This window comes from Pseudonocardia sp. NPDC049154, from assembly GCF_040648315.1.
Taxonomy (GTDB): Bacteria; Actinomycetota; Actinomycetes; order Mycobacteriales; family Pseudonocardiaceae; genus Pseudonocardia.
On sequence record NZ_JBEZDN010000094.1, the window covers coordinates 1 to 21,737 of the forward strand.

21 protein-coding genes and 1 pseudogene are annotated in these 21,737 nt (G+C 70.9%); 17 read left to right on the forward strand and 5 right to left on the reverse strand.

What is annotated here, in order from left to right; all coding sequences use genetic code 11:
* Both AB0B41_RS31430 and AB0B41_RS31435 read right to left on the reverse strand, forming a co-directional pair.
* A partial coding sequence (locus tag AB0B41_RS31430; RefSeq protein ID WP_358209820.1) for a plasmid pRiA4b ORF-3 family protein occupies positions 1 to 329 on the reverse strand: 329 nt, incomplete at its 3' end.
* A gap of 164 nt (positions 330 to 493) precedes the next feature.
* Positions 494 to 910 (reverse strand): hypothetical protein, encoded by a 417-nt coding sequence (locus AB0B41_RS31435; protein WP_358209760.1) that lies wholly within the window; start codon positions 908 to 910, stop codon positions 494 to 496.
* Between the two features lie 76 nt (positions 911 to 986).
* On the opposite strand from AB0B41_RS31435, the pseudogene AB0B41_RS31440 reads away from it, so the two are divergent.
* Positions 987 to 1,432: pseudogene (locus AB0B41_RS31440) on the forward strand (bifunctional DNA primase/polymerase); the annotation flags it as partial.
* Positions 1,433 to 1,630: 198 nt separating this feature from the next.
* Positions 1,631 to 1,861, forward strand: a complete 231-nt coding sequence (locus AB0B41_RS31445) for a hypothetical protein (RefSeq protein WP_358209822.1) — start codon at positions 1,631 to 1,633, stop codon at positions 1,859 to 1,861.
* 300 nt (positions 1,862 to 2,161) lie between these two features.
* On the opposite strand, the gene AB0B41_RS31450 is transcribed toward AB0B41_RS31445, so the two are convergent.
* Together AB0B41_RS31450 and AB0B41_RS31455 are read right to left on the reverse strand one after the other, a co-directional pair.
* Positions 2,162 to 3,694 carry an AMP-binding protein gene (locus tag AB0B41_RS31450; protein ID WP_358209762.1) on the reverse strand — a complete coding sequence of 511 codons (1,533 nt, stop codon included), beginning with the start codon at positions 3,692 to 3,694 and terminating at the stop codon, positions 2,162 to 2,164.
* Between the two features lie 28 nt (positions 3,695 to 3,722).
* Positions 3,723 to 5,066 carry an MFS transporter gene (locus AB0B41_RS31455; protein ID WP_358209764.1) on the reverse strand — a complete coding sequence of 448 codons (1,344 nt, stop codon included), beginning with the start codon at positions 5,064 to 5,066 and terminating at the stop codon, positions 3,723 to 3,725.
* A 272-nt stretch (positions 5,067 to 5,338) separates the two neighbouring features.
* On the opposite strand from AB0B41_RS31455, the gene AB0B41_RS31460 reads away from it, so the two are divergent.
* Together AB0B41_RS31460 and AB0B41_RS31465 are read left to right on the forward strand one after the other, a co-directional pair.
* Positions 5,339 to 6,682 carry an MmgE/PrpD family protein gene (locus AB0B41_RS31460; protein ID WP_358209766.1) on the forward strand — a complete coding sequence of 448 codons (1,344 nt, stop codon included), beginning with the start codon at positions 5,339 to 5,341 and terminating at the stop codon, positions 6,680 to 6,682.
* 14 nt (positions 6,683 to 6,696) lie between these two features.
* On the forward strand, positions 6,697 to 7,059 hold the full coding sequence (locus AB0B41_RS31465) for a hypothetical protein (RefSeq protein WP_358209768.1): 363 nt from the start codon (positions 6,697 to 6,699) through the stop codon (positions 7,057 to 7,059).
* 3 nt (positions 7,060 to 7,062) lie between these two features.
* Here AB0B41_RS31465 and AB0B41_RS31470 read toward each other — a convergent pair whose 3' ends face one another.
* A complete protein-coding gene (locus AB0B41_RS31470) occupies positions 7,063 to 7,878 on the reverse strand; it encodes an IclR family transcriptional regulator (RefSeq protein ID WP_358209770.1) in 816 nt (271 codons plus the stop codon).
* 197 nt (positions 7,879 to 8,075) lie between these two features.
* Between AB0B41_RS31470 and AB0B41_RS31475 the strand changes: the two genes are divergently transcribed.
* The 13 genes from AB0B41_RS31475 (at position 8,076) to AB0B41_RS31535 (ending at position 21,688) form a co-directional block, all read left to right on the forward strand.
* The gene (locus AB0B41_RS31475) at positions 8,076 to 9,089 is read left to right on the forward strand and encodes a MaoC family dehydratase (protein WP_358209772.1); all 1,014 of its coding nucleotides are present in this window, start codon (positions 8,076 to 8,078) and stop codon (positions 9,087 to 9,089) included.
* Complete coding sequence (locus tag AB0B41_RS31480) at positions 9,086 to 10,042, forward strand: CoA ester lyase (RefSeq protein WP_358209774.1); 957 nt, start codon at positions 9,086 to 9,088, stop codon at positions 10,040 to 10,042. The genes AB0B41_RS31475 and AB0B41_RS31480 overlap by 4 nt, the downstream gene beginning before the upstream one ends.
* A gap of 7 nt (positions 10,043 to 10,049) precedes the next feature.
* Complete coding sequence (locus tag AB0B41_RS31485; RefSeq protein WP_358209776.1) at positions 10,050 to 11,198, forward strand: acyl-CoA dehydrogenase family protein; 1,149 nt, start codon at positions 10,050 to 10,052, stop codon at positions 11,196 to 11,198.
* A 69-nt stretch (positions 11,199 to 11,267) separates the two neighbouring features.
* Positions 11,268 to 12,695, forward strand: coding sequence for an aldehyde dehydrogenase family protein (locus AB0B41_RS31490; protein ID WP_358209778.1), 1,428 nt, complete (start codon positions 11,268 to 11,270; stop codon positions 12,693 to 12,695).
* Positions 12,692 to 13,852: an acyl-CoA dehydrogenase family protein gene (locus AB0B41_RS31495; protein WP_358209780.1), complete on the forward strand. Its 1,161-nt coding sequence runs from the start codon at positions 12,692 to 12,694 to the stop codon at positions 13,850 to 13,852. The genes AB0B41_RS31490 and AB0B41_RS31495 overlap by 4 nt, the downstream gene beginning before the upstream one ends.
* 16 nt (positions 13,853 to 13,868) lie before the next feature.
* On the forward strand, positions 13,869 to 14,267 hold the full coding sequence (locus AB0B41_RS31500; protein ID WP_358209782.1) for a hypothetical protein: 399 nt from the start codon (positions 13,869 to 13,871) through the stop codon (positions 14,265 to 14,267).
* On the forward strand, positions 14,264 to 15,118 hold the full coding sequence (locus AB0B41_RS31505) for an alpha/beta hydrolase (RefSeq protein WP_358209784.1): 855 nt from the start codon (positions 14,264 to 14,266) through the stop codon (positions 15,116 to 15,118). Before AB0B41_RS31500 ends, AB0B41_RS31505 begins: the two co-directional genes overlap by 4 nt.
* Entirely contained in the window at positions 15,115 to 16,326 is a 1,212-nt protein-coding gene (locus AB0B41_RS31510; RefSeq protein ID WP_358209786.1) for a CoA transferase, read from the forward strand. The genes AB0B41_RS31505 and AB0B41_RS31510 overlap by 4 nt, the downstream gene beginning before the upstream one ends.
* 57 nt (positions 16,327 to 16,383) lie before the next feature.
* Positions 16,384 to 17,985 carry a GMC family oxidoreductase N-terminal domain-containing protein gene (locus AB0B41_RS31515; RefSeq protein WP_358209788.1) on the forward strand — a complete coding sequence of 534 codons (1,602 nt, stop codon included), beginning with the start codon at positions 16,384 to 16,386 and terminating at the stop codon, positions 17,983 to 17,985.
* Between the two features lie 100 nt (positions 17,986 to 18,085).
* On the forward strand, positions 18,086 to 19,012 hold the full coding sequence (locus AB0B41_RS31520; protein WP_358209790.1) for an MBL fold metallo-hydrolase: 927 nt from the start codon (positions 18,086 to 18,088) through the stop codon (positions 19,010 to 19,012).
* A complete protein-coding gene (locus AB0B41_RS31525) occupies positions 19,009 to 19,470 on the forward strand; it encodes a CoA transferase (protein ID WP_358209792.1) in 462 nt (153 codons plus the stop codon). Before AB0B41_RS31520 ends, AB0B41_RS31525 begins: the two co-directional genes overlap by 4 nt.
* The gene (locus tag AB0B41_RS31530; protein ID WP_358209794.1) at positions 19,467 to 20,270 is read left to right on the forward strand and encodes a maleylpyruvate isomerase family mycothiol-dependent enzyme; all 804 of its coding nucleotides are present in this window, start codon (positions 19,467 to 19,469) and stop codon (positions 20,268 to 20,270) included. Before AB0B41_RS31525 ends, AB0B41_RS31530 begins: the two co-directional genes overlap by 4 nt.
* A gap of 14 nt (positions 20,271 to 20,284) precedes the next feature.
* Complete coding sequence (locus AB0B41_RS31535) at positions 20,285 to 21,688, forward strand: FAD-binding protein (RefSeq protein WP_358209796.1); 1,404 nt, start codon at positions 20,285 to 20,287, stop codon at positions 21,686 to 21,688.
* Positions 21,689 to 21,737: the final 49 nt, after the last annotated feature.

Consider the following 21,737-nt stretch of genomic DNA (forward strand, 5'->3'; position numbering starts at 1 on the left):
TCGAAGCGGTGCGGATCGAACGGCCCGCCCGCCCACTCGAGGCGCTCAGCGTGGTCGGGATGGGCGGGGTCGGCCATGACGGCCGCGAACTCCTCATACCCCCAGACCCCGCCGACATCCTCGGGCGGACACGCCCCCTGCCCGGACACGCAACGCGGGTAGCGTACCCCCGCCTCGGCGGCGAAGACCTTCTCCACGGCGATCTCGTGAGTCCAGTTGTCGCCGAAGTCGTAGACGTAGCCGAACCGGTCACCCGCCTTGACCAGCCGAAACAGCTTGGCCCTGGACTCATCGGTGACCTGCTGGGACGGCCAGTCAGGGTCCGGGATCCCGTAGCGGCGCCCGACGCCGAACCGGCGGCATCACCCCGGCCAGCGCGATCTCCAACTCGAAGATCTTCGTCTTCACGGACACGCGAGGCGCGGGCACGCCCCGATCTGTCAGCCCCAGCCGACACCGACAGGACCGGGCCCACCACTTCTGAAACGACGTCTTAGAGATCGGCAAGCACCGGAGGCGTTCCGATGCCGCGCCAGGCCCAGCGCAGCGTCGCGCACACCGCCGCCAGATACCCCGGCTGACGCGCCAACCAGTCCGGCGGCGCAGCGCGCGCGGCCAGGGTCTCGGCCGCGAGGTACTCGGCCTCGATCAGCTCCTCCTGCGCGGCCCGCGAAGTACTCGTGATCGGGGCCGACGCGGGACGACGCCGGCCGCCCGGCCCCTCGACAATCGCGCGGGCCAGCCACCGGCACGTGACCGCCACCCCGCCCGCCGCGTAATCAGTGACACCACGAGCTCCCTGCTCCTCGGAGCGTTGTTCGGCGGCCGCCCAGAGCGCGCCGAAGTCCCGCCGGGGCACGTGCAGATTGCCCGGTGGGATGCGGTCGACATCGCGCTCGGTGACGCGCACGCCTGCAGAATCGCACGCCACCCCGACCAAACGGGTCGGCCGATGCGGGGGAGCCGGCATGGCTTCCGATGAGCTGATGCGCGCCGCGCTGTCCCACGCCACCCGCGGCTGGCACATCTTCCCCTTGCGCCCCAACGACAAGCGCCCCGCAATCCGCGACTGGGAGACCCGCGCAACCACCGACCCGGCCCGGATCCGACAGGCGTGGGCACAGGGGCCGTTCGGAATCGGCATCGCCTGCGGCCCCTCGGACCTGGTCGTGCTCGACCTGGACCGGCCCAAGCCCGACACCCTCCGGCCCGTCGAATGGGACCGGCCCGGAATCCACGACGGTGCGGATGTCCTGGCTGCGCTCGCCGAGGACCACGGTGTCGAGCCACCACTGGACACGCTCGCGGTCCAGACCGGCAGCGGCGGCGAGCACCTTTACCTCCGTGCGCCCGACGACCTGCGGATCCGCAACTCGGCTGGCTCATCGACATCCGCGCCTGCGGCGGCTACGTCGTCGCAGCCGGCTCGATCGTGCGGGGGCGCCGCTACCGCAGCAACGGCCACGACGTCGTCGCACCACTGCCGGACTGGATCGCCGACCGGCTGAGCGAGCCGGCACCCGAGCCCTCCCGCAGTCCGAGCCGACGCGGCTTCGGCCCGCTCCTCGACGTGATTGGCCGCCGCTCCCGCTACGCCGCCGCAGCGCTACACGGCGAGCTGGAGGCTGTGTTGGCGGCGCATCCCGGCTGCCGCAACGACACCCTCAACCGGGCCGCGTTCGCGCTGGGTCAACTCGTCGCTGCGGACGTTCTCCCGAGAGGACTGGCGTCCGCGGCCCTGGCCGAAGCCTCGGCCGCGATCGGCCTGCCACTCGCGGAGGCCGACGCCACCATCCGCTCCGGCCTCGCCGCCGGGGGCCGTCGGCCGCGCCGCATCCCGACGACAGGAGAATCACGGTGACTCCCCGGTCCCGCCGGACCGCCCACGACATCCTCGCCGGCCTCGACGCCGACCGCCGCCTCGCCGTTCTCCATGGCGAAGACAAGATCCGTGCCAGCGGATGTCCGCCGTCGATCCCGCGGGGACGGGGACGACAACGCGAACGCTCCGCTGGGGTAGTCCTCGGCTGCGCCCCCGGAGGTCTGCGCGCGGGCGGCCAGCGCGAGTGCGCAGGTGGCGGAGGTCGGGGCGATCAGGGCCCGGCTCGGCATGGGTCTCACATCCTCGTCGACGTGTGGCCATGTCCGGTCGGAGGGTGGTTCAGGCGGCGGGGTTCTCGGCGAACTGTTCGGCGACGAACCTCTTCAGTACCTTGCCGTTCTCGTTGCGCGGCAACGACTCCGCGATTCGAATCAGCTTCGGGGTCTTCACTCCGCCCAGCCGTTCGCGCAGGTGGGTCCGGATCGTCCCGACGTCCGGCGTGGCGCCGGGCAGGGGAACCGCGACCAGCACCACCCGCTCGCCCCACTCCGCGTCGGGGATCCCGAAGGCGGCGCATTCCGCGAGGCCCGGGACTTCCATCGCCGCGCTCTCGACCTCGGCGGGGTACACGTTGAAGCCGCCGGTGATGATCAGGTCGGTCTTGCGGCCGACGATGGTGAGGTAGCCGTCGGAGTCGAACCGGCCGACGTCTCCGGTGCGCCAGTGGTCGCCGCAGCGGCGCGCCGCGGTCAGCTCGGGGTCGCGGTAGTAGCCGGACATGGTGAAGTCGCCCCGCACGACGATCTCACCGGCCTCGCCCGCGGGGAGTGGGTTCCCGTCGTCGTCGACGACGAGCATGTCGCACCAGGACGTGGGCCGTCCGACTGCCGCGAGGCGGGCGTCGTCGACCGGGGCCCCGGTGGCGTCGACGAACTCCTCCGGTCGCAGCCGCGCCATCAGCATGGGGGCCTCGGTCTGACCGTAGCCGGACTCGAGCACCGGGCCGAACACGTCGAGGGCCTGCTTGATGCGGCTCAACGCGGTCGGACCCGCCCCGAAAGCGAGCGCTCGCAGTGAGCTCGTGTCGTAGATCCGGACGTCGGGATGGTCGAGGAGCCGGTAGAGCATCGTGGAGGTCAGCGTCGTGGTCGTGACCCGGTGCCGCTCGATCGCGGCGAGCACGGCCCCCGGCTCGAAGGCGGGCAGCACCGCGACCCGGCCGCCGCTCGCGAGCACACCGAGGCAGATCCGGCCGCCGACGTGGGTGAGCGGGGCGGCCGCGAGATACACGTCGTCGGGCTCCGCGATGATTTCGCCGTAGCCCCGGACCATCGCGGCCAGCCTATCGGCGGTGAACGCGACCCCCTTCGGGAGCCCGGTTGTGCCGCCGGTGGCGAACACCGCGGCCAGGCCGTCGTCCTCGGGATCGGCCGCCGGCACCGGCCCGGCAACGATCTCGCGGTGGGACCCGAGCTCCACCGCCACCACGAGCGACGGGACGGCCTCGGTGAGCGGTGCCACCTCGGCCGCGAGCTCCGGCGCCACGAGGAGCGCGTGGCAGCCGAAGCGGTGCAGAACCTCCGCGCTGGCGGTCCGGGAGTCGCGATGGTTGAGCGGGAGCCAAGCCGCCCCCGAGCGGGCCACTGTCACCATCGCGACCACACAGTCGAGGCTGTTGGGGCTCAGGATCGCGACCTTGTGGCCGTTTCCCACGCCCAGTCGGGCGAGCTGCGCGGCCAGCTCACCCGCCCGGTCCCACATCCGGCGGTAGGTCAACGAGGCATCGTCGGTGACCACACAGGGTGCGTGCGGGCTGGTCTCGACGGTTGCGCCGATCTGGTCGGCGACGTGGGGCGGGCGGGTGGCGGTCATGTGTCGTCCACTTCGATCGGGGGAGCGGTCAGGCGGTCGTCGAGGTCCGCGCCTCGGCGTTGGCGTCCACCGAGCGACCGACGCTGGTGATCTCCTCGAGGCTTCGTCCTCTCGTGCGCTCGCCGAAGATCCCGATGCAGAGTCCGGCGAGGAGGATGACCGCTGCCAGGTACAGGAACACGGCAGCGAAGCCGAGCCAGGTCAGCAGGGCCGCCACGAGGAAGGTCGTGCCGAAGGTGGCAAGTCGTCCCGTGCCGTTGCCGATGCCGGCGCCGAGGGCGCGCAGGTTCGTCGGGAAGATCTCGGGCAGGTAGGTGTACATGCAGGCCGTGACCGTCTGCAGCAGCATTGTGATCAGCAGGCCGCTGGCAATCAGGATGCCGTTGCTCCCGGTGAAGCCGAAGACCAGGCACAGCGCCGCGACGACGGTGTAGATCACCAGGACAGCAGTGCGCCGCTCGACCTTGTCGATGAAGAGCAGTGCGAGCAGCGCGCCCGGGAAGGCCGCGAGCGAGAGGATCGACGAGTACGTCAGAGCCTCGGCCGGGCTGAAGCCGTGCTCGTTGAGCAAGGTCGGCACCCAGGAGTTGAAGCCGTAGAAGCCGGACAGGGCGAGCATCATCGTCAGGCTGAGCACGATCGTGCGCTTGAGGTAGCCGCCACGCACGAGGTCGATGGCCTTGCCTGTTTCGACGGCGGGCTCTCGCACCACGTCGGGCAGTTCGGCGCCGGTGGCCTCCCGGGCCTCGGCCTCGATCCGCTCGACGACGGCGATTCCGTCCTCCCGGCGGCCGTTGGCCTCCAACCAGCGGACGGACTCGGGCAGCGAGCGAGCTACGAAGAACAGCAGCACAACCCCCACCGCGCCGAGGACGAAGATCCACCGCCAGGCTGACGGGGAGAGGGGCACGACCCACCGGGCGAACCAGGCCATCGCCGGAATGCCCAAGAGGCTGAACGCCACGATCCAGGTCTGGGAACGGCCGCGGTGCAGGCGGGGGAACATCTCGGACACGTACGTCAGCACGACGACGGTCATGGCTTGCAGCCCGAACCCGGTCAGCACCCGGTAGGCAGCCAGGTCGGCGATCCCGACGGCGAAGGCCGACAGCAGCGAGAACAGCGAGAAGAACGCCGTCGCGCCGATGATGACCTTCTTGCGCCCGATCCGGTCCGCGATCCGGCCACCTGCGATCGACCCGACGAACATGCCCAGGAAGGACGCCGCCGTGATCGTGCCGACGTCGGACACGTTCAGGCCCCAGTCGGCGCGGATCGCCGGGGCGGCGAAGGCGAAGGTGTTCAGGTCCGCCATGTCGACCAGGAGGAGCCCGGCGAGCAGCACCGTCCAGGTCTTGTGGGTCCGAGTCATGACCGGGATCCGGTTGAGTCGATCGCTCAGGCGCGTTTGCTCGCCGGAGACTGGGACAGCAGCCATTGGTGCCCTCCTTCGTGCCATTCAATGACACGCCGTATCAATGAGGCTGGAGATATGGAAGAGGTCGCGGAGATGCCTGTCAAGAGGAGCTTCGCCCTGACCGAGTCGACTGTCCGGGTGGTTGACCTCCACCCCGCGTCCGTCCATGCTGACCTACGGCACGACGTGCCGATTGATAGGACCGCATCGCTCACCGTGGAGGATGGATGACTCCTGCGACGGCCGTGGGCTCTGCCTCAGGTCTCGCTGTCGATCTCGACCCCGACACCGTCCCCGCCGACGTGCTCGACGCGGCGGTGGACTGCCTGCTCGACACTGTCGCGGTGGGCGTCGCGGGTTCGGCCGAGGAGGTCGTGCGCCTCGTGCGTGGTGTCGCCGACGAGCCCGGCGCATGCCTGACCTTCGACGGGCGACTCCTGGGCCCGCGCGCGGCGGCGTTGGTCAACGGCACGGCCGCGCACGCGCTCGACTTCGACGATTGGCTGCCCGCCGCCGGCGTGCATCCCTCGGCCCCGCTGCTGCCCGCCCTGCTCGCAGCCGCCGACCTGAAGGCCGCCGCCGGTCGGGAGATCGATGGCGGGCAGTTGCTCGGCGCGTTCGTCGCCGGCTTCGAGGCGCAGGCGCGGATCGGTGCGGCGTTTGCGCCCGGACACTACGAGGCGGGTTTCCACCCGACGGCCACAGTCGGGGTGTTCGGTGCGGCCGTCGCGGCGGCCCGGGTGCTCGGACTCGCGCTGCCCCGGGTTGGGACGGCGCTGGCGGTGGCAGCGACGAGCGCCGCCGGTTTGCGCGCGATGTTCGGCACCATGGCGAAGCCACTGCACGCCGGACGGGCGGCCGAGGCGGGCCTGCTCGCCGTCCGGCTTGCCGAACAGGGCTTCACCGCGGGCGCGGACGCGGTCGCGGGCCCCCGCGGGTTCGCCGAGGCACATGGGATCGACGTGGACCGGGAGGTGCTCGCGCTGCCCTTCGAGGAACGCTGGTTCCTACGGGAGGTCCAGTTCAAGCAGCACGCCTCGTGCTTCGGCACCCACGCCGCGGTCGAGGCGATACTGGGCCTGCGGGAGGCCTCGGGTGGCGCCGACGTCGAGGAAATCGAGCTGACGATATCCGACCTGCTGGCTTCGGTCTGCGCCATCCCGATGCCGGAGACCCCGCTCGAGGGCAAGTTCAGCCTGGCATTCACCGTCGCGCTGGCCCTGATCCGGGGCGGCTGCGGCATGCGGGACTTCACCGCCGAGGCCGTGGCGGATCCGCGGCTGCGGGCGATCGCCACCCGGGTCCGGCTGCGCTACGACCCGGACGTGCCGCCGCAACGCACGGCGGCCCGTGTCCGGCTCACCGACGGGCGGCTACTCACCGCGGAGGTCGACTCCGCAGTCCTACCCGCCGCCGCCGCGCGGCGGGACGCCGTGCGGCGCAAGTTCGACGACCTCGTCGAGCCGCTGTGCGGGCCCGACCGCACCGCCGCGCTGCGCGAGGCGATCCTCGGCCTGCCGTCAGGGCGGTCCGACCACCGGGCGCTTCGCCGGGCGCTCGCCATCCACTAGTAGGGAGCTCGAGCATGAAGCTGTCCTTCGGCGGGCGCACCGTCGTCGTCATCGGTGCCCCGGGCGGGTTCGGCTCGGCCACCGCACGCACTTTGCCGAGGCCGGGGCGAACGTGGTGGTCTCGGATATCGACGAGGGGTGCCAAGGAGATCGCTGACGGGCTGCCGTCCGCGATCGCGGTTCACCCGGACGCCACCGACCTCGAGGCAACGGGACGCCTGGACGCCGGCGCCCGGGTGGGCCTGACCGCCAACATCCCGCTCGGCCGCATCGCCGAGCCGCACGACGTCGCGAACGCCGTCGTCTATCTGGCGCCGATCAGGCGGCGTTCCTCACAGGGGTGTCTCGACGTCGATGGCGGCCGCTCGATCAAGTAGCGGTCACCCGCTGAGGGCCTCGCTGATCGCTCGGGCGGTCTCGCGGACCCAGCCACCCCACTCCGAGACCCGTGACGGCTCGAACCGGATGTCCGGCATGGAGATCGCGACGGCGCCGACGGGACGGCCGGAGGCATCGGCGAAGGCGGCGCCGATCGCGCAGACGTTGGCCCGGTTCTCCGAGATGTTGACCGCATACCCCCGGTCCCGCGTCTCCAGGATCTGGTGCATGAGGTGGCGGGGGTCGACGCTCGTGTTCGGCATGACCTGCTCGAGCGGGCGGGCGAGGATCTGCTCGATCTCCGCGTCGGGCAGCATGGCGAGGAACGCCTTGCCGCTCGAGCTGGCGTGCAGCGCAGTCGACGCGCCGATCGCGTTGAACGTGCGGACCGGGTGCACCGAGTCGACCCGGTCGATGAGCACCAGCCGCACGTCCCCGTCGGGCACGGACAGGTGGATCGTCTCGCCGGTTCGCTGGCCGAGCGCCTGGATGTGCGGTTGGGCGACCTCGCGCAGGTTGCGCGAGGGGGCACCCTGCCGGGCGAGGGCCAGCATCCGGGGACTAAGTCGCCACCGGGTGACCGGGTCGGCGGTCATCTGGGCCCAGCCCTCCTGGTGCAACGTGCGCAGCAGGCGCTGAACGGTGGACTTCGGCAGGTCGATCAGCCGGGAGAGCTCGCCGACGCCGATCGGGCCCGCTTGGTCCGCCATCGCTTCCAACACGCGCAGACCACGAACCAGCGTCTGGGTACCGGCAGGGGACGGCGGCGCCGGGGTGTCCGTGTCCGGTGCCCCGGGCGTCGGGTCGATGGGGGTCATTGCGTCGTGCTCCTTCGTGCTGTGGTCGACCGTGGCTGCCAGCGACCCGCACCGTATCACTCAGTGGCACGATATCCGCGGGTCGTGCCGGTCGGGTCAATCGAAGGCCTTGACAATCCGCGCACCGAGTCAGAACACTGCGCAGAGTCCCATTAGTAGGCACGTCGTGTCGACTGATGAAACGAGAAAGGATGGCGATGGCGTCATCAGAGCCCGCGAGTTGGCCGGTGATCCCCCGTGGCACCTCCTTCGAGGACCACGTCGTCGGGAGACGGTTCGAGCACCACTGGGGCCGGACAGTGCACGCGTCGGACAACATCGCGTTCAGCACGCAGACCCTGGGGTTCAACCCGGTCCACTTCAACCGTGAGGCGGCCGCTGCGGCAGGTCACCCGGACGAGGTGGTCAACCCGCTGCTGGTGTTCGCCGTGGTCTTCGGGCTGAGCGTGGAGGACCTGAGCGAGACCGGCGGGCCCTTCCTGGGCGCAGAGGACATCCGCTACGGGCGCGAGGTGTACCCGGGGGAGACCCTGTACGCGGCGAGCACCGTCGTCGACGCGCGGTCGTCGGAGTCGCGGCCGGACACCGGGATCGTCACCTGGCACACCGTCGGACGGACCGGCGGGGGCGAGATCGTGATCGAGTTCCGGCGGACGAACCTGGTGCGCAAGCGCGCGGCGGGAGCCGAGCCGGCGAGGGTGCCGGACGGGTTCGCCGAGGACTTCGTCGTCGGCTCCCGCTTCCGGCACGCCCGCACTCGAACCATCACCGACCTCGACCTCAACGGCCTGACGCTCGCGGTGATGAACACCGCGCCGGGCCATTTCAGCGACCACGAGATGGCCGACACCCCGTTCGGCAAGCGGATCAACTTCGGCGGGCTGACGCTGTCGCTCACCATCGGTCTCGCGACCCAGGACACCACCGGGCAGGCCGTGCGCGAGGTCGGGCTGACCGACATCGCGTTCGCGGTACCGGTGAAACACGGCGACACCATCGGGGCCGCCACCGAGGTCCTCGCCGTCGAGCCGGACGGCGGCGGTGCCGATGCCGGCGTCGAGGCCGACGTCACGTTCCGCCACCTCGGCTTTAACCAGCGCGGCGAGATCGTCTGCCGTGCCACCCGCACCGTGCGCGTCCGGACCCGCGCGTCCGCACAGACCCCGGCGGACGCGGAGTCCGCCTCGATCGGAAGGCGAACGTCCCCGTGACCTCCCCCCGCCCCACCCGTCCGCGCCGTTCTTGTCTGGCTGTGCCGGGCAGCAGCGAGAAGATGCTGGAGAAGGCCCAGACGCTGCCCGCCGACCAGGTGTTCCTGGACCTTGAGGACGCCGTCGCGCCGATCGCGAAGCCCGCCGCCCGCGGCACGGTCGTCGAAGCCCTCAACCACGGCGACTGGTCGGGCAAGGTCCGGGTTGTCCGGATCAACGACGCCGACACCGAGTGGGCGCACGAGGACGTGCTACAGGTGGTCCGTGGAGCCGGGCGCAACCTCGACGCCATCATGCTCCCCAAGGTCGAGCGGGTCGCGCACATCCACTGGCTGGACGTGCTGCTCACCCAGGTCGAGCGCGAGCTGGGCCTGCCCGAGGGCGGCATCGGCATCGAGGCGCAGATCGAGGGGCCCGCCGGGCTCAGCGAGATCGAGGCCATCGCGACCGCGACGTCCCGGACCGAGACGCTGATCTTTGGGCCCGGTGACTTCATGGCCGCGATGAAGATGCCCGCGCTCACCATCGGCGCGCCCGGCGCCGCGGGCTACGACCCGTTCGACACGGTGCTGATGACCATCGCGATGACGGCGCGCAAGCACGGCCTGCAGGCCATCGACGGGCCATTCGCGCTGATCAAGGACCTGGCGGGTTACCGGGCGTCCGCCGAGCGCGCGGCCGCCTACGGCTACGACGGCAAGTGGGTGCTGCACCCCGGGCAGATCGACACCGCCAACGACGTGTTCGCGCCCAGCCAGGAGGACTACGACAAGGCCGAGCTGATCATCGAGGCCTACGCCTACTACACCTCCGAGGCCGGAGGCGGGCTCGGCGCCGCGATGCTCGGCGACGAGATGATCGACGAGGCCAGCCGCAAGCTGGCGCTGGTCACAGCCGGGCGAGGTCGGTTGCTGAACATGAAACGCACGACCCGCTTCGAGCCGGCGGGCTGAGCGAGACATGAAGCGCGAGGTCTACGGCAGCGACCACGACGCGTTCCGGGAGACGGTGCGCGAGCTGGTGGCGCGTGAGGTCGCCCCGCACCGCGCGGAGTGGGAGCGTGAGGGCCTCGTCCCCCGGACGGCCTGGAAGGCGGCCGGGGCGCAGGGCCTGATCGGGATCGGCGCGCCGGAGGAGCTGGGCGGCGGCGGGACCCCGGACTTCCGCTACCGGATGGTGGTGATCGAGGAGCTCTGCGGCGCGGACTGCTCGGGGCTCAACGCGGGCCTATCGGTGCAGGACGACCTCGTCCTGCCCTATCTGCTCGACCTCGGCACGCCGGAACAGCGGCGGGCATGGGTGCCGCGGATGTGTGCGGGCACCGCGATCGGGGCGCTCGTGCTGACCGAGCCGGGGGCGGGAAGCGACCTGCAGGGCGTTCGCACCTTGGCCCGGCGCACGGCTACGGGCTGGATGCTCGACGGGCAGAAGACCTTCATCACCAACGGGTGCCAGGCGGACGTGCTGGTCGTGTTGGCTCGTACGGACCCCGATGCGGGGTCCCGCGGCTTCAGCCTGTTCCTGATCGACGCCACTGCCCCCGGCTTCCGGCGGGGCCGGAAACTGGAGAAGCTCGGGCTGCGCGGCAGCGACACCGCAGAACTGTTCTTCGACGAGCTGGAATTGACCGACGCGGACGTGCTCGGCACCGTCGGCGGCGGCTTCGGGCACCTGATGGAGCGGCTGCCGCGGGAGCGGCTGTCGATCTCAGCCACCTCGATGGCCGCCGCGCAGGCGGCGTTCGACTGGACCCGGACGTACGTCGCCGAGCGCCGGGCCTTCGGGCCGCGGATCGACACGTTCCAGAACACTCGGTTCGTCCTCGCCGAGATCGCCACCGAGCTCGACGTCGGCTGGGCCTACCTGGACCGCTCGGTGGCCCGCTATGACACGGGGGAGCTGAGCGCGGTGGACGCGGCCAAGGGCAAGTGGTGGTTCTCCGACCTGCAGCAGCGTGTCGTGGACCGCTGCCTGCAGCTGCACGGCGGCTACGGCTACATGCTCGAGTACCCGATCGCACGGGCATACGCCGACGCCCGCATCCAGCCGATCTACGGCGGCACCAACGAGATCATGAAAGAGATCATCGGGCGTGATCTCATCCGCTGAGCACGCCACTGGTGCGGGATCCCTGTTCGGCCATGTTCTGCCCCATGTTCGACGAGGAGCGAGAGGTTCATGACGACGACGTTCGACCACTGGATCGACGGACGCAGCGTGCCCGCCGCGGAGGGTGGGCGGCTGACCACCCGCAGCCCCGCCGACGGCACCGAGATCGCCGAGATCGCCCTGGGCACCCGGGCGGACGTCGACCGGGCGGTCGCGGCGGCGGTCGCGGCGGCGTCGGCCTGGCGCAGGCAGAAGCCCATCGAACGCGGCCGGCGGCTGCAGAGGCTGGCCGCGGCGGTGCTCTCCCACGCCGAGGAGCTGGCGGTGCTAGAGGCGGGTGAGACCGGCAAACCGCCCGCCCAGGCCACCATGGAGATGGCCGGCTCGGCGGGCTACTTCGAGTTCTACGGCGGGCTGGTCAACATTCCCCACGGCGAGGTCATCGACCTCGGCCCCACACATCACTGCTTCACCCGCCGCGAGCCTTTCGGCGTCGTCGGGGTCATCACGCCCTGGAACGCCCCGATGAACCAGGCCGCCCGCGGGGTGGCACCCGCGTTGGCGGCCGGCAACGTCGTCGTCCTCAAACCGTCGGAGTTCACGTCGGCGAGCAGCCTGGTGCTGGCCCGGTTGGCCACCGAGATCGGGTTCCCGCCCGGAGTGCTGAACGTGGTGACCGGGGACGGGCAGGGGGTGGGCGCTGCGCTCGCCGAGCACCCGGACGTCCGGAAGATCGCGTTCACCGGGTCGGTGCGCGCGGGCCGCGAGATCGGCCGGATCGCCGCCGAACGGATCATCCCGCTCACCCTCGAGCTGGGCGGCAAGTCCGCCAACATCGTCTTCGCCGACGCCGACGCCGACCTCGACCGGGCCGTGACCGGCTCGCTCTCGGCGTTCTCGCTCAACACCGGCCAGGTCTGCTCCGCGGGCACCCGGCTGCTGGTGCACCGCTCGATCCACGACGAGTTCGTCGAGCGGCTGGTCGTCGCCAGCCGGGCCCTGACGGTGGGGGACTCGCTCGGTCCGGTCACCACCGCGGCGCAGTACGAGAAGGTCCTGGAGTACTTCGAGATCGCCCGCAAGGACCGGGCCACGGCCGCGGCGGGCGGCGAGGCCCTGCCCGACGCCGACCGGGGCCAGGGCTACTTCGTGCCCCCGACGATCTACACCGAGGTCGACAACTCCATGCGGATCGCCCGCGAGGAGGTCTTCGGTCCTGTCGTCGCGGTCATCCCGTTCGACGACGAGGACGAGGCGGTCGCGATCGCCAACGACAGCGACTACGGCCTGGCCTCGGGCCTGTGGACCCAGGACGTGTCCCGGGCCCTGCGGGTAGCCGACCTGCTCGAGGCCGGTCAGGTCTACGTGAACACCTGGCTCGCCGGTGGCATCGAGACGCCGTTCGGCGGCTACAAGCAGAGCGGCTACGGCCGGGAGAAGGGCGTGGAAGCGCTGCACCACTACACCCAGGTCAAGTGCGTGACGGTGGCGTTGTGAGCGCGGCGAGTCGGCTGCTGACGCCGGCCCAGGAGAAGCTGCGGGACGAAGCCCGGGAGTTCACAGCGACCGAGCTGCTGCCGGTGGCGAACGAGCTCGATCCGCAACACGCCGACATCCCGTGGTCGACCATCGCCCGGATGGCCGAGCTGGGCTACTTCGGCATCATGATCGGCGAGGAGCACGGCGGGCTGGGGCTCGGAATGACCGAGTACTGCCTGGTCACCGAGGAGCTCTCGCGCGGCTGGATGAGCGCGGCCAGCGTGATCGCCCGGGCCAACGGCACCGGCGCGGCGCTGGCCGACCCGCAGCGGCGCGCCGAGATCCTACGCAGGCAGGCCGCCGGGGATTGGATCTCGGCCGGTGCATTCAGCGAGCCGGAGGCGGGATCGGACGTCGCGGCCGTGTCGTGTCGGGCCGAACGGCGCGGGGACGTCTACGTGCTCAACGGCGAAAAGCGCTGGTGCGGTTGGGCGAAGGCCGCCGACGCGATCCTCGTCCTCGCCCGGACGGCTCCCGGTCGCCGTGAGGGGCTCGACGTGTTCCTGGTGGAGAAGGAGCGCGGGGAGTTCCCCGAGGGGATCACCGGCACGCCGATTCCGAAGATCGGCTACCACGGCATCACGTCATGGCAGCTGCAAATCACCGACCTAAAGGTGCCCGCCGCGAACATGCAGGTCGGACCGAACGGCGAGACCGGCACTGGGTTCGCGCTGTTCGCCGACCTCATCAACTGGGGGAGGTTGCATACCGCCGCCCGCGCCGTCGGCGCCGCGCGCGCCGCGCTGGAGGACGCCACCGCCTACGCCAAGCGGCGCAACCAGTTCGGCAAGCCGATCGCCTCGTTCCAGGGCATCAAGTTCCGGCTCGCGGACATGGCCACGCAGGTCGCGGCCGCCCGAGCGTTCTACCTCGACGCCGCCGCGAAGTTCGACGCCGGCCTCGACTGCCGCCAGGACTGCTCGATGGCCAAGCTGTTCGCCAGTGAGGCCGCGGAGAAGGTCGCCAGCTCCGCCATGCAGGTGCTGGGCGGCAACGGTTACACCACGGAGTACGCCGTCGAGCGGCACTGGCGGGACGCGCGCCTGACCCAGATCTTCGAGGGCACCTCGGAGATCCAACGCACGATCATCGCCCAGCACCTGCTCAAGGATTGAAAGGGGAGGGACACCGATGTCCGCCGTTCCGCTCAACCTCGCGGCTCTCGACGCCGAGCTCGGCCGCGATCCCGAGTTCGTGCTCCACGCCCGTTACCTCACCGCCGTGTTCCGGGTGGTGATCGGGGAGACCCAGAGCTTCCGGATCGTCGTACGGGCCGGGGCCGTCGTGGAGATCGACGCCGTCGTCACCCCGTTCGACTCCTACGACATCCAGCTCGCCGGCACCGAGGAGCAGTGGGAGGCGCTGCTCGCGCCCGTCCCGCCTGCGTTCTACCAGGACTTCTACTGCGCGATGCTGCACCACGGCTTCCGGATCGAGGGCGACATGGAGACGATCATGGCCTACTACCCGGCGATCCGGCGGCTGGCCGAGATCCTGCGCGGGGTGGCGAACGCCGGGGTGTCGGCATGAGTGCGCGCATCCCGGACGTGACGGGCCGCTATCTCTACCTGGAGGTCGAGGGGGTCGAGTACCGCGTCTACTTCGAAGAGGCGGGTTCCGGCATCCCGGTCGTGCTCCAGCACACCGCCGGCTGCGATGCCCGGCAGTGGAGGCACGTGCTGGAGGACCCGGACTTCACCTCCCGCTATCGGCTGATCGCCCCCGACCTGCCCTTCCACGGGCGGTCCCTGCCGCCGGAGTCACAGGCGTGGTGGACCGAGGAGTACCAACTCCACCAGGGCTTCTTCCTCGCGTTCCACGTCGCGTTCGTGGCGGCGCTCGAGCTGGAGGCACCGGTCTACGCCGGGTGTTCCATGGGTGGGCACCTCGCGCCCGACCTCGCCCTGCATCATCCGGGCCTCTACCGCGCCGCGATCGGGCTGGAGGCGGGCCTGCACAGCCACGGCGTCGAGCGGATCCTGCCATGGCTTCACCACCCACGGATCAACAACGACTCCAAGCCCGCGCTGATGCACACCCTCTGCGCGCCGCAGAGCCCCGAGAAGTACAAGCGCGAGACCGCCTATGTCTACAGCCAAGGCGCGCCCGCGGTGTTCAAGGGCGACCTGAACTACTACCTCGTCGAGCACGACCTGACCGACTCCGCGCAGAAGATCGACACTTCGCAGACCGCGTTGCACGTGCTCAACGGCGAGTACGACTGGTCCGCCTACCCGGCGGCGGGCGAGGAGCTCGCGGCTGCGGTGGAGGGGGCGACGTTCACGCTGATGGAGGGCGTCGGCCACTTCCCGATGTCGGAGAACCCGGAGGCGTTCAAGTCCTACTTCCTCCCGCTGCTGGAGCAGGTGACCGCCGCATGACGGGGGGCCCCTTGGCAGGGGTCCGCGTCGTCGACCTCACGCATGCCCTCGCCGGCCCGTACACGACGATGCTGCTCGCGGACCTGGGCGCGGACGTGGTGAAGGTGGAACCGCCCGGCGGCGACATGGCTCGGCTCGCGGGCCCGATCCCACCGGGCAGCGACCCGGTGGCGTACGGCGGCTACTTCCAGAGCGTCAACCGCGGCAAGCGCAGCGTCGTCCTCGACCTCAAGACCGCGGAGGGCGCCGCGACGCTGCGCACCCTCGCCGCGGACGCGGACGTCTTGGTGGAGAACTTCACCGCAGGCGTCATGGAGCGGCTCGGGCTGTCCTACGAGAGCCTGTCCGAGACGAACCCGAAGTTGGTGTACGCCACCGTGCGCGGCTTCGGAGACGAACGCTCCGGGCGCAGCCCCTACCTGCACTGGCCCGCGTTCGACCTCGTGGTGCAGGCGATGGCCGGGATCATGGGCATCACCGGCACCGAGGACGGGCAGCCGATCAAGGTCGGGCCGGGGGTCGGGGACATCTTCCCCGGCACGATGCTGGCCCTGGGCATCACGTCGGCCCTGTATGAGGCCCGGGGCAGCGGGCGCGGCCAGTTCGTCGACGTCGCGATGTACGACGCGATCCTCGCCCTGTGCGAACGGATCGTCTACCAGCACTCCTACACCGGTGCGGTGCCCGGGCCGCAGGGCAACCGGCACCCGCTGCTCAGCCCGTTCGACATCGTTCCGGCGGCGGACGGCTGGATCGCCCTCGCGGCGCCCAACGACGGCCGGTGGCGGCGACTCTGCGAGCTCATCGACCGCCGCGACCTGCGCGACGACCCGGGACTGGCCACCAACGAGCTGCGGGTGGCCCGCCGCGACGACGTGTACGCCGCACTCGCCGGCTGGACCTCGGTGCACACCAAGGCCGAGGTACTCGACCTGCTGGGCGGGCAGGTCCCGGTCGGCGCGGTCCGCGACGTCGCCGAGATCGTCGCCGACCCGCACGTCGCCGCGCGAGACATGCTCGTCGAGCTCGAGCACCCGGGCACCGGGAAGCGGTTCCAGGTCGCCGGGCAGCCGCTCAAGTTCTCCCGCACCCCCGCCCGCCCGACCCGCCGGGCTCCGTTGCTCGACGAGCACGGCGACTCGATGAGGGCCGAGTTCGGGCTCGCGCACGCCCCGGGACCGACCGCGGAACCGAACACGTCCATGTGAGCAGCGCACCGGGCCGCCGCGGCGGCGCACAAGTTCATCGAGATGGAGGCATGACGCATGTACGACTACATCGTGGTAGGCGCCGGCTCGGCGGGATGTCTGGTGGCGAACCGGCTCAGCGAGCGGTTCCGGGTCCTGCTCGTCGAGGCCGGTGGATCGGACCGTGACGAATGGGTGTCGGCGCCCCTCGGCACGCTCCGGTTGGTGGGTGACCCGGAACGGACATGGGCGGACCGGACGGTCCCGGGTGAGCACATCGACGGCCGCTCGATCGTGCTCGCTCAGGGCCGGATCCTGGGAGGGTCGAGTTCGGTCAACGGGATGATGTACGTTCGCGGCCAGCGCGAGGACTACGACTCCTGGGAGCGCTCCGGCTGCAAGGGCTGGTCCTGGGCAGACCTGTTGCCGCTCTACCGCAGGCACACCCGCTTCGAAGACGGCGACGCCGGGGTGTTCGGTCACAGCGGCGAGCTGCGGCTCAGCTGGGTGGCGGAGCAGCACCCCTCGACCACCGCGTTCATCGCGGCCGCTCAGCGTGCGGGCCTTCCGCTCAACGAACACATGAACGACGGCGACCAGACCGGCGTCGGCCCGGTTCTGGGCACCATCAGCAGCGGGCACCGCCAGTCGTCGGCCGTCGCCTTCGTCGACCCGATCCGCGACCGGGACACCCTCGACGTGGTGACCGACGCGCAGGTGCACCGCGTGGTGTTCGACGGTGACCGGGCCGTCGGCGTCGAGCTCGACGACGCCGACGGGGGGACGCGCATCGTGGAATGCGGGACGGAGGTCATCCTCTGCGCGGGGGCCGTCGGGTCACCCCACATCCTGCAGCACTCGGGTGTCGGCGATGCCGCGCACCTACGGTCGCTCGGCATCCCGGTCGTCGCCGATGTGCGGGAGGTCGGGCGCAACCTGCAGGACCACGTCTTCGGGCACGTGAGGTTCCGACTCACCAGCGAGTCGGACAGTCTCAACGTCGAGCTCGGCACGTCGGAGCGCAGCGACGCGAGCCTCGAGCGGTGGCGGCGCGACGGTTCAGGGCCCCTGAACACGACCTCGTCCCAGGCGCTGGCCTTCTTCGCCATCAATCCCTCGCAGTCGGTCCCGGACGTCCAGCTCGCGATGCGCCCGTACTCCTTCGGTATCGGCGAGGACGGGCAGGCCGGGATCGATCCGTTCCCGGGGATGATGGTCTCGGCCATCGCAGCCCGGCCTGTCAGCCGGGGCCGGGTCCGGATCACGTCCGCCGACCCCCGCGAGCGACCGAGCGTGGACCCGAACTACCTCGCAGGCCCCCGCGACGTCGAGGTCCTGGTCGCCGGCATCCGCAGGGTGCGACAGATCGTGGCCCAGCCCCCGCTCGCGGACCGGATCGCGGCCGAGCTGGAGCCGGGGCCCGCGGTGGCCACGGACGGCCAGCTCGAGCACTACCTGCGCGGATCGGTCTCGACGGTCTACCACCCCGTCGGAACGTGTCGCATGGGTGCCGACGACGACTCGGTCGTCGACCCGTCGCTGCGGGTCCGTGGCGTCGAACGGCTCCGCGTCGTCGATGCGTCGGTGATGCCGACGATCACCTCCGGCAACACCAACGCCCCGTCCTTCGTGATCGGGGAGAAGGGCGCGGAACTCATTCTGTCGGACCAGGCGGTCTGATCGACTCCGGTTCCTCGCCCGCCGCCAACGGAGCCCGGCCAGGTCGACGGCCCGGCTCAGGAGGCGCGCGTCCCCGTTCACACCCGTCGAAAGGTCAACAATGAACCTTCGAATCGGCTCCGCGACCGTTACCACCGTTCGCGAGCGAGACCTGCCCGAACTCGCCGTGGTCGTGCCCGAGGCACGCCCCGAGGCCCTGGCCGCCATCGACTGGTTGCAGCCCCACTATGTCGACGAGACCGGCAATCCCCGGGGCGTGGTCCAGGCGTTCGTGATCGAGTGCGAGGGGACGGTCATCGTCGTCGACAGCTGTATCGGTGACGACAAGGACATCACCGTCGTCGAAGAATGGGCCCACAGCAAGACCGGGTTCCTCGAGCGGTTCCACGCGGCCGGGTTCGACCCGGAACGTGTCGACGTCGTCCTGTCGACACACCTGCATCTCGACCACGTCGGTTGGAACACCACGTGGACCGGCGGGGCGTGGGTCCCGACGTTCCCTCACGCCCGGCACTACGTGGCGCGCGCAGAGCTCGAGCACTGGCGGCAGGTCCGCGACACCCCTGCCGCCGAGCCGGGCACGGACGCCGACGAGCTCGAGCACCTCCTGAGCCTGTTCCGTGGGACGCAGGCCTGCGTCTACGAGCAGTCGGTGCAGCCGGTCATCGACGCAGGTCTTGTCGAGCTCGTCGACCCACCCACCGAGGTGGCGTCCGGCGTGACCTTGGTCCCGACACCGGGGCACACGCCGGGACACATCAGCATCCGGGTGCGCTCGGACGGCGAGGAACTGTTCATCAGCGGCGACGCGTTCCACCATCCGAGCCAGATCGCCAACCCCACCTGGTCGGCCGTCAGCGACGACGACCCCGTCGAGGGCGTCGCGACCCGCAGGAGGCTGCTGCGTGAGCTGGCCGATTCACCCACGATCGTCCTCGGGACGCACTTCGCGGCGCCGTCTCATGGCCGGATCGTCACCGACGCAGCGGGCGGCCACAGGTTCGAGTCTGGGACTGTGAGGCCATGACGCTGCCGCAGGTGCTCAGGCCTCCCGACGACGGCCGGTGGCGGCTGCTGTGCGAGCTCATCGACGGACCGGGTCTGCGCGACGACCCGGGCCTGGCGACCCGACGAGCTGCGGGTGACCCACCGCGAGGACATGTCAGACGCATCGGCGCCGTGGACGTCGGGCCGGACAAGGCGGAGGTGCCAGCCCACCTCGGCTGCCAGGTGCCGCTCGGGGCGGTCCGCGACGTGGCCGAGACAGTCGCCGACCGGCATGTGGCGGCCCGGGACATGCTCGTCGAGCTCGAGCTCGAGCTCGAGCACCTGGGCACCGGCCGCCGCTTCGAGGTGGCGGGCCGGCCGCTGAAGCTCTTCGGCGTGCCTACCCGGCTGAGCAGCCGAGCCCCGCTCCTCGACGAGGACGGTGAGAAGGTGCGCGCCGATGTGGCGGGCCCTCACGGATGGGAGGCACCGCGATGACCGAGGCCGCGCTGCGTGCCGCCCGTGCCAACGTCGACGAGATCGCCACCCTGATCGACTCGATCGACGACGACGGCTGGGCGCGGCCGTCCGCCTGCGCGGGCTGGCGGGTGAGGGACATGATCGCGCATCTCGGCGCGGTCGCCACCTCCATCGTCGCGCCCACCCCGCCGGCCCCGGACGCCCCGCCGATGCCCGCGGAGCGGGAACGCCAGCACGACGTCCTGGTCGACCGCCGCCGCTCGTGGTCGGTCGCGGAGGTCGTCGACGAGTGGCGCATCAACACCCCGAAGCTGCTCGACGCGCTGGCCGGCTTCCAACAGGGCGAGGCCGCCACCGCGGCGACGACCCTGCCCGGGCTCGGCACCTACCCGAAGCACATGCTGGCCAACGCCCTGGCCTTCGACACCTTCTGCCACCTGCGCAACGACCTCCTCCGGCCTGCGGGACCGCTGGAGCTGGCCCTGCCCGAACCCGACGACGACCGCGTCCGGCCCGCGGTCGAGTGGATGCTCGCCGGCCTCCCGCAGATGCAGGGTCCGGAACTCACCGCGACGGTCGTCGCACCGATCACTCTGGAGCTGACCGGGCCGGGCGCGACTACCGTCACGGTCCTGCCCGCGGGAGAGGGGGAGCTCCTCACCGTGGTCCCGGGGGCCGAGGGTGACGTTCGGGCCAGGAGTTCGGCGGTCGCGTTCATCGCGTGGGGGACCACTCGCGAGGGATGGCGGGAACACGTGACCCTCGAGGGTCACGCCGAGCTGGCCACACCCTTCCTGGACACCCTCAACATCATCTAAGAAGGAGCATCGCCATGTCGGTACCCTACGATCTCGTGGTGATCGGGTTCGGCGCCGCCGGGCTGTCCGCCGCGGTCGCTCACGCCGAGGCTTCGGCCGCCGCGGGGCGCACCGCCAGGATCGCCGTGCTCGAACGCGCCTCCGCGGAGGAGCGCGGCGGCGCCACGCAGTGGACCACCTCCCTCATGCGGGTGGCCGAGGACGGCCGGTTCGACACCGGCTGGCGAGGACTCGTCGCGGAGCTGGGCCGGGGCCTGCCCGACGACGAGTACTGCGCCGCGCTCGAGCGAGAGATTCCGGCCACGCTGGAGTTCCTCACCGCGCACGGCGTCGAGCTGGAGCGAGTGCCGTGGCCGGTGCCGATCAACTTCGCCCACGGCGAGGTCGCGGTGCAGACCGTGCTGCACCCCGTGAGCGGCGGTGCGGGCATCGTCGCCGGGCTGGGTGCGCTGGTCCAGGCCCATGAGGGCACCGAGATCCACTACCGGACCGAGGCCGTGCGGCTCAGCGTGGGCGAGGACGGCGCGGTGGACGGTGTCGTGGTCCGCGGCCCCGACGGCCGGCTGCGCACCCTGCACGCATCTGCTGTCGTGATCGCCTCCGGCGGCTACGAGGGCAACGCCGAGATGCTGACCCGCTACCTGGGCCAGGACGCCTGTGACCTCAAGCTGATCGCTCCGGGTGTCGGCTACAACCGTGGCGACGGCATCCGGATGGCGACCGATCTCGGTGCCGACACCGCCGGGCAGTTCGATATGTTCCACTCTGAGGCCGTCGACAGCCGCACCGACAAGCCCGACGCGGTGATCTGGTCGGCCCCTTACGGCATCCTGGTCAACCGGGACGGCCGCCGGTTCATGGACGAAGGGGCGCACACCCTCGATCGGACCTTCGAGCTGGTCGGCTACGAGATCTGGCGCAACCAGCACCAGGAGGCCTACTGGATCAGCGACCAGAACGTCACAGACCTCGGCCTGCTCGAGCTCAACTACACCGACCAGCCCGCGATCGAGGCGCCCACCGTCGGTGATCTCGCGGAGAAGCTCGGGCTCGACCGCGAGGCGCTGGAGAAGACGGTGGCCGAGTTCAACGCGGCCTGCGGACCCGAAGCGTTCGACCACACCCGTCTCGACGGCAAGTCGACCTCGGGGCTGACCCCGCCGAAGACGAACTGGGCACAGCCGCTCGATCGTGGGCCGTTCGTGGCCTACCCCCTGACCACGGCCATCACGTTCACCTTCGGGGGGCTGCGCACCGACCTGTCCGGCAGGGTGGTGACCCCCGGGGGAACACCGATCGCGGGGCTCTACGCGGCGGGCGAGGTCACCGGCCTGTTCTACCACGAGTACCCCACGGCCACGTCGGTCCTTCGCTCGGTGACGTTCGGTCGGATAGCGGGCGAGAACGCCGCAGGCTGACGGCGTCCACTCGCCGCACCGCACGGTCCCGTGGTGGCTCACGGGAGTA

Excerpts from the sequence above, each read along its gene's own strand:
- AB0B41_RS31490 (WP_358209778.1), top strand. The coding sequence starts at position 11,268 with ATGACGACGACGTTCGACCACTGGATCGACGGACGCAGCGTGCCCGCC.
- AB0B41_RS31530 (WP_358209794.1), top strand. The coding sequence starts at position 19,467 with ATGACCGAGGCCGCGCTGCGTGCCGCCCGTGCCAACGTCGACGAGATC.
- AB0B41_RS31535 (WP_358209796.1), top strand. The coding sequence starts at position 20,285 with ATGTCGGTACCCTACGATCTCGTGGTGATCGGGTTCGGCGCCGCCGGG.
- AB0B41_RS31525 (WP_358209792.1), top strand. The coding sequence starts at position 19,009 with ATGACGCTGCCGCAGGTGCTCAGGCCTCCCGACGACGGCCGGTGGCGG.
- AB0B41_RS31470 (WP_358209770.1), bottom strand. The coding sequence starts at position 7,878 with ATGACCCCCATCGACCCGACGCCCGGGGCACCGGACACGGACACCCCG.
- AB0B41_RS31505 (WP_358209784.1), top strand. The coding sequence starts at position 14,264 with ATGAGTGCGCGCATCCCGGACGTGACGGGCCGCTATCTCTACCTGGAG.
- AB0B41_RS31500 (WP_358209782.1), top strand. The coding sequence starts at position 13,869 with ATGTCCGCCGTTCCGCTCAACCTCGCGGCTCTCGACGCCGAGCTCGGC.
- AB0B41_RS31465 (WP_358209768.1), top strand. The coding sequence starts at position 6,697 with ATGAAGCTGTCCTTCGGCGGGCGCACCGTCGTCGTCATCGGTGCCCCG.
- AB0B41_RS31450 (WP_358209762.1), bottom strand. The coding sequence starts at position 3,694 with ATGACCGCCACCCGCCCGCCCCACGTCGCCGACCAGATCGGCGCAACC.
- AB0B41_RS31510 (WP_358209786.1), top strand. The coding sequence starts at position 15,115 with ATGACGGGGGGCCCCTTGGCAGGGGTCCGCGTCGTCGACCTCACGCAT.
- AB0B41_RS31515 (WP_358209788.1), top strand. The coding sequence starts at position 16,384 with ATGTACGACTACATCGTGGTAGGCGCCGGCTCGGCGGGATGTCTGGTG.
- AB0B41_RS31455 (WP_358209764.1), bottom strand. The coding sequence starts at position 5,066 with ATGACTCGGACCCACAAGACCTGGACGGTGCTGCTCGCCGGGCTCCTC.
- AB0B41_RS31475 (WP_358209772.1), top strand. The coding sequence starts at position 8,076 with ATGGCGTCATCAGAGCCCGCGAGTTGGCCGGTGATCCCCCGTGGCACC.
- AB0B41_RS31485 (WP_358209776.1), top strand. The coding sequence starts at position 10,050 with ATGAAGCGCGAGGTCTACGGCAGCGACCACGACGCGTTCCGGGAGACG.
- AB0B41_RS31460 (WP_358209766.1), top strand. The coding sequence starts at position 5,339 with ATGACTCCTGCGACGGCCGTGGGCTCTGCCTCAGGTCTCGCTGTCGAT.
- AB0B41_RS31520 (WP_358209790.1), top strand. The coding sequence starts at position 18,086 with ATGAACCTTCGAATCGGCTCCGCGACCGTTACCACCGTTCGCGAGCGA.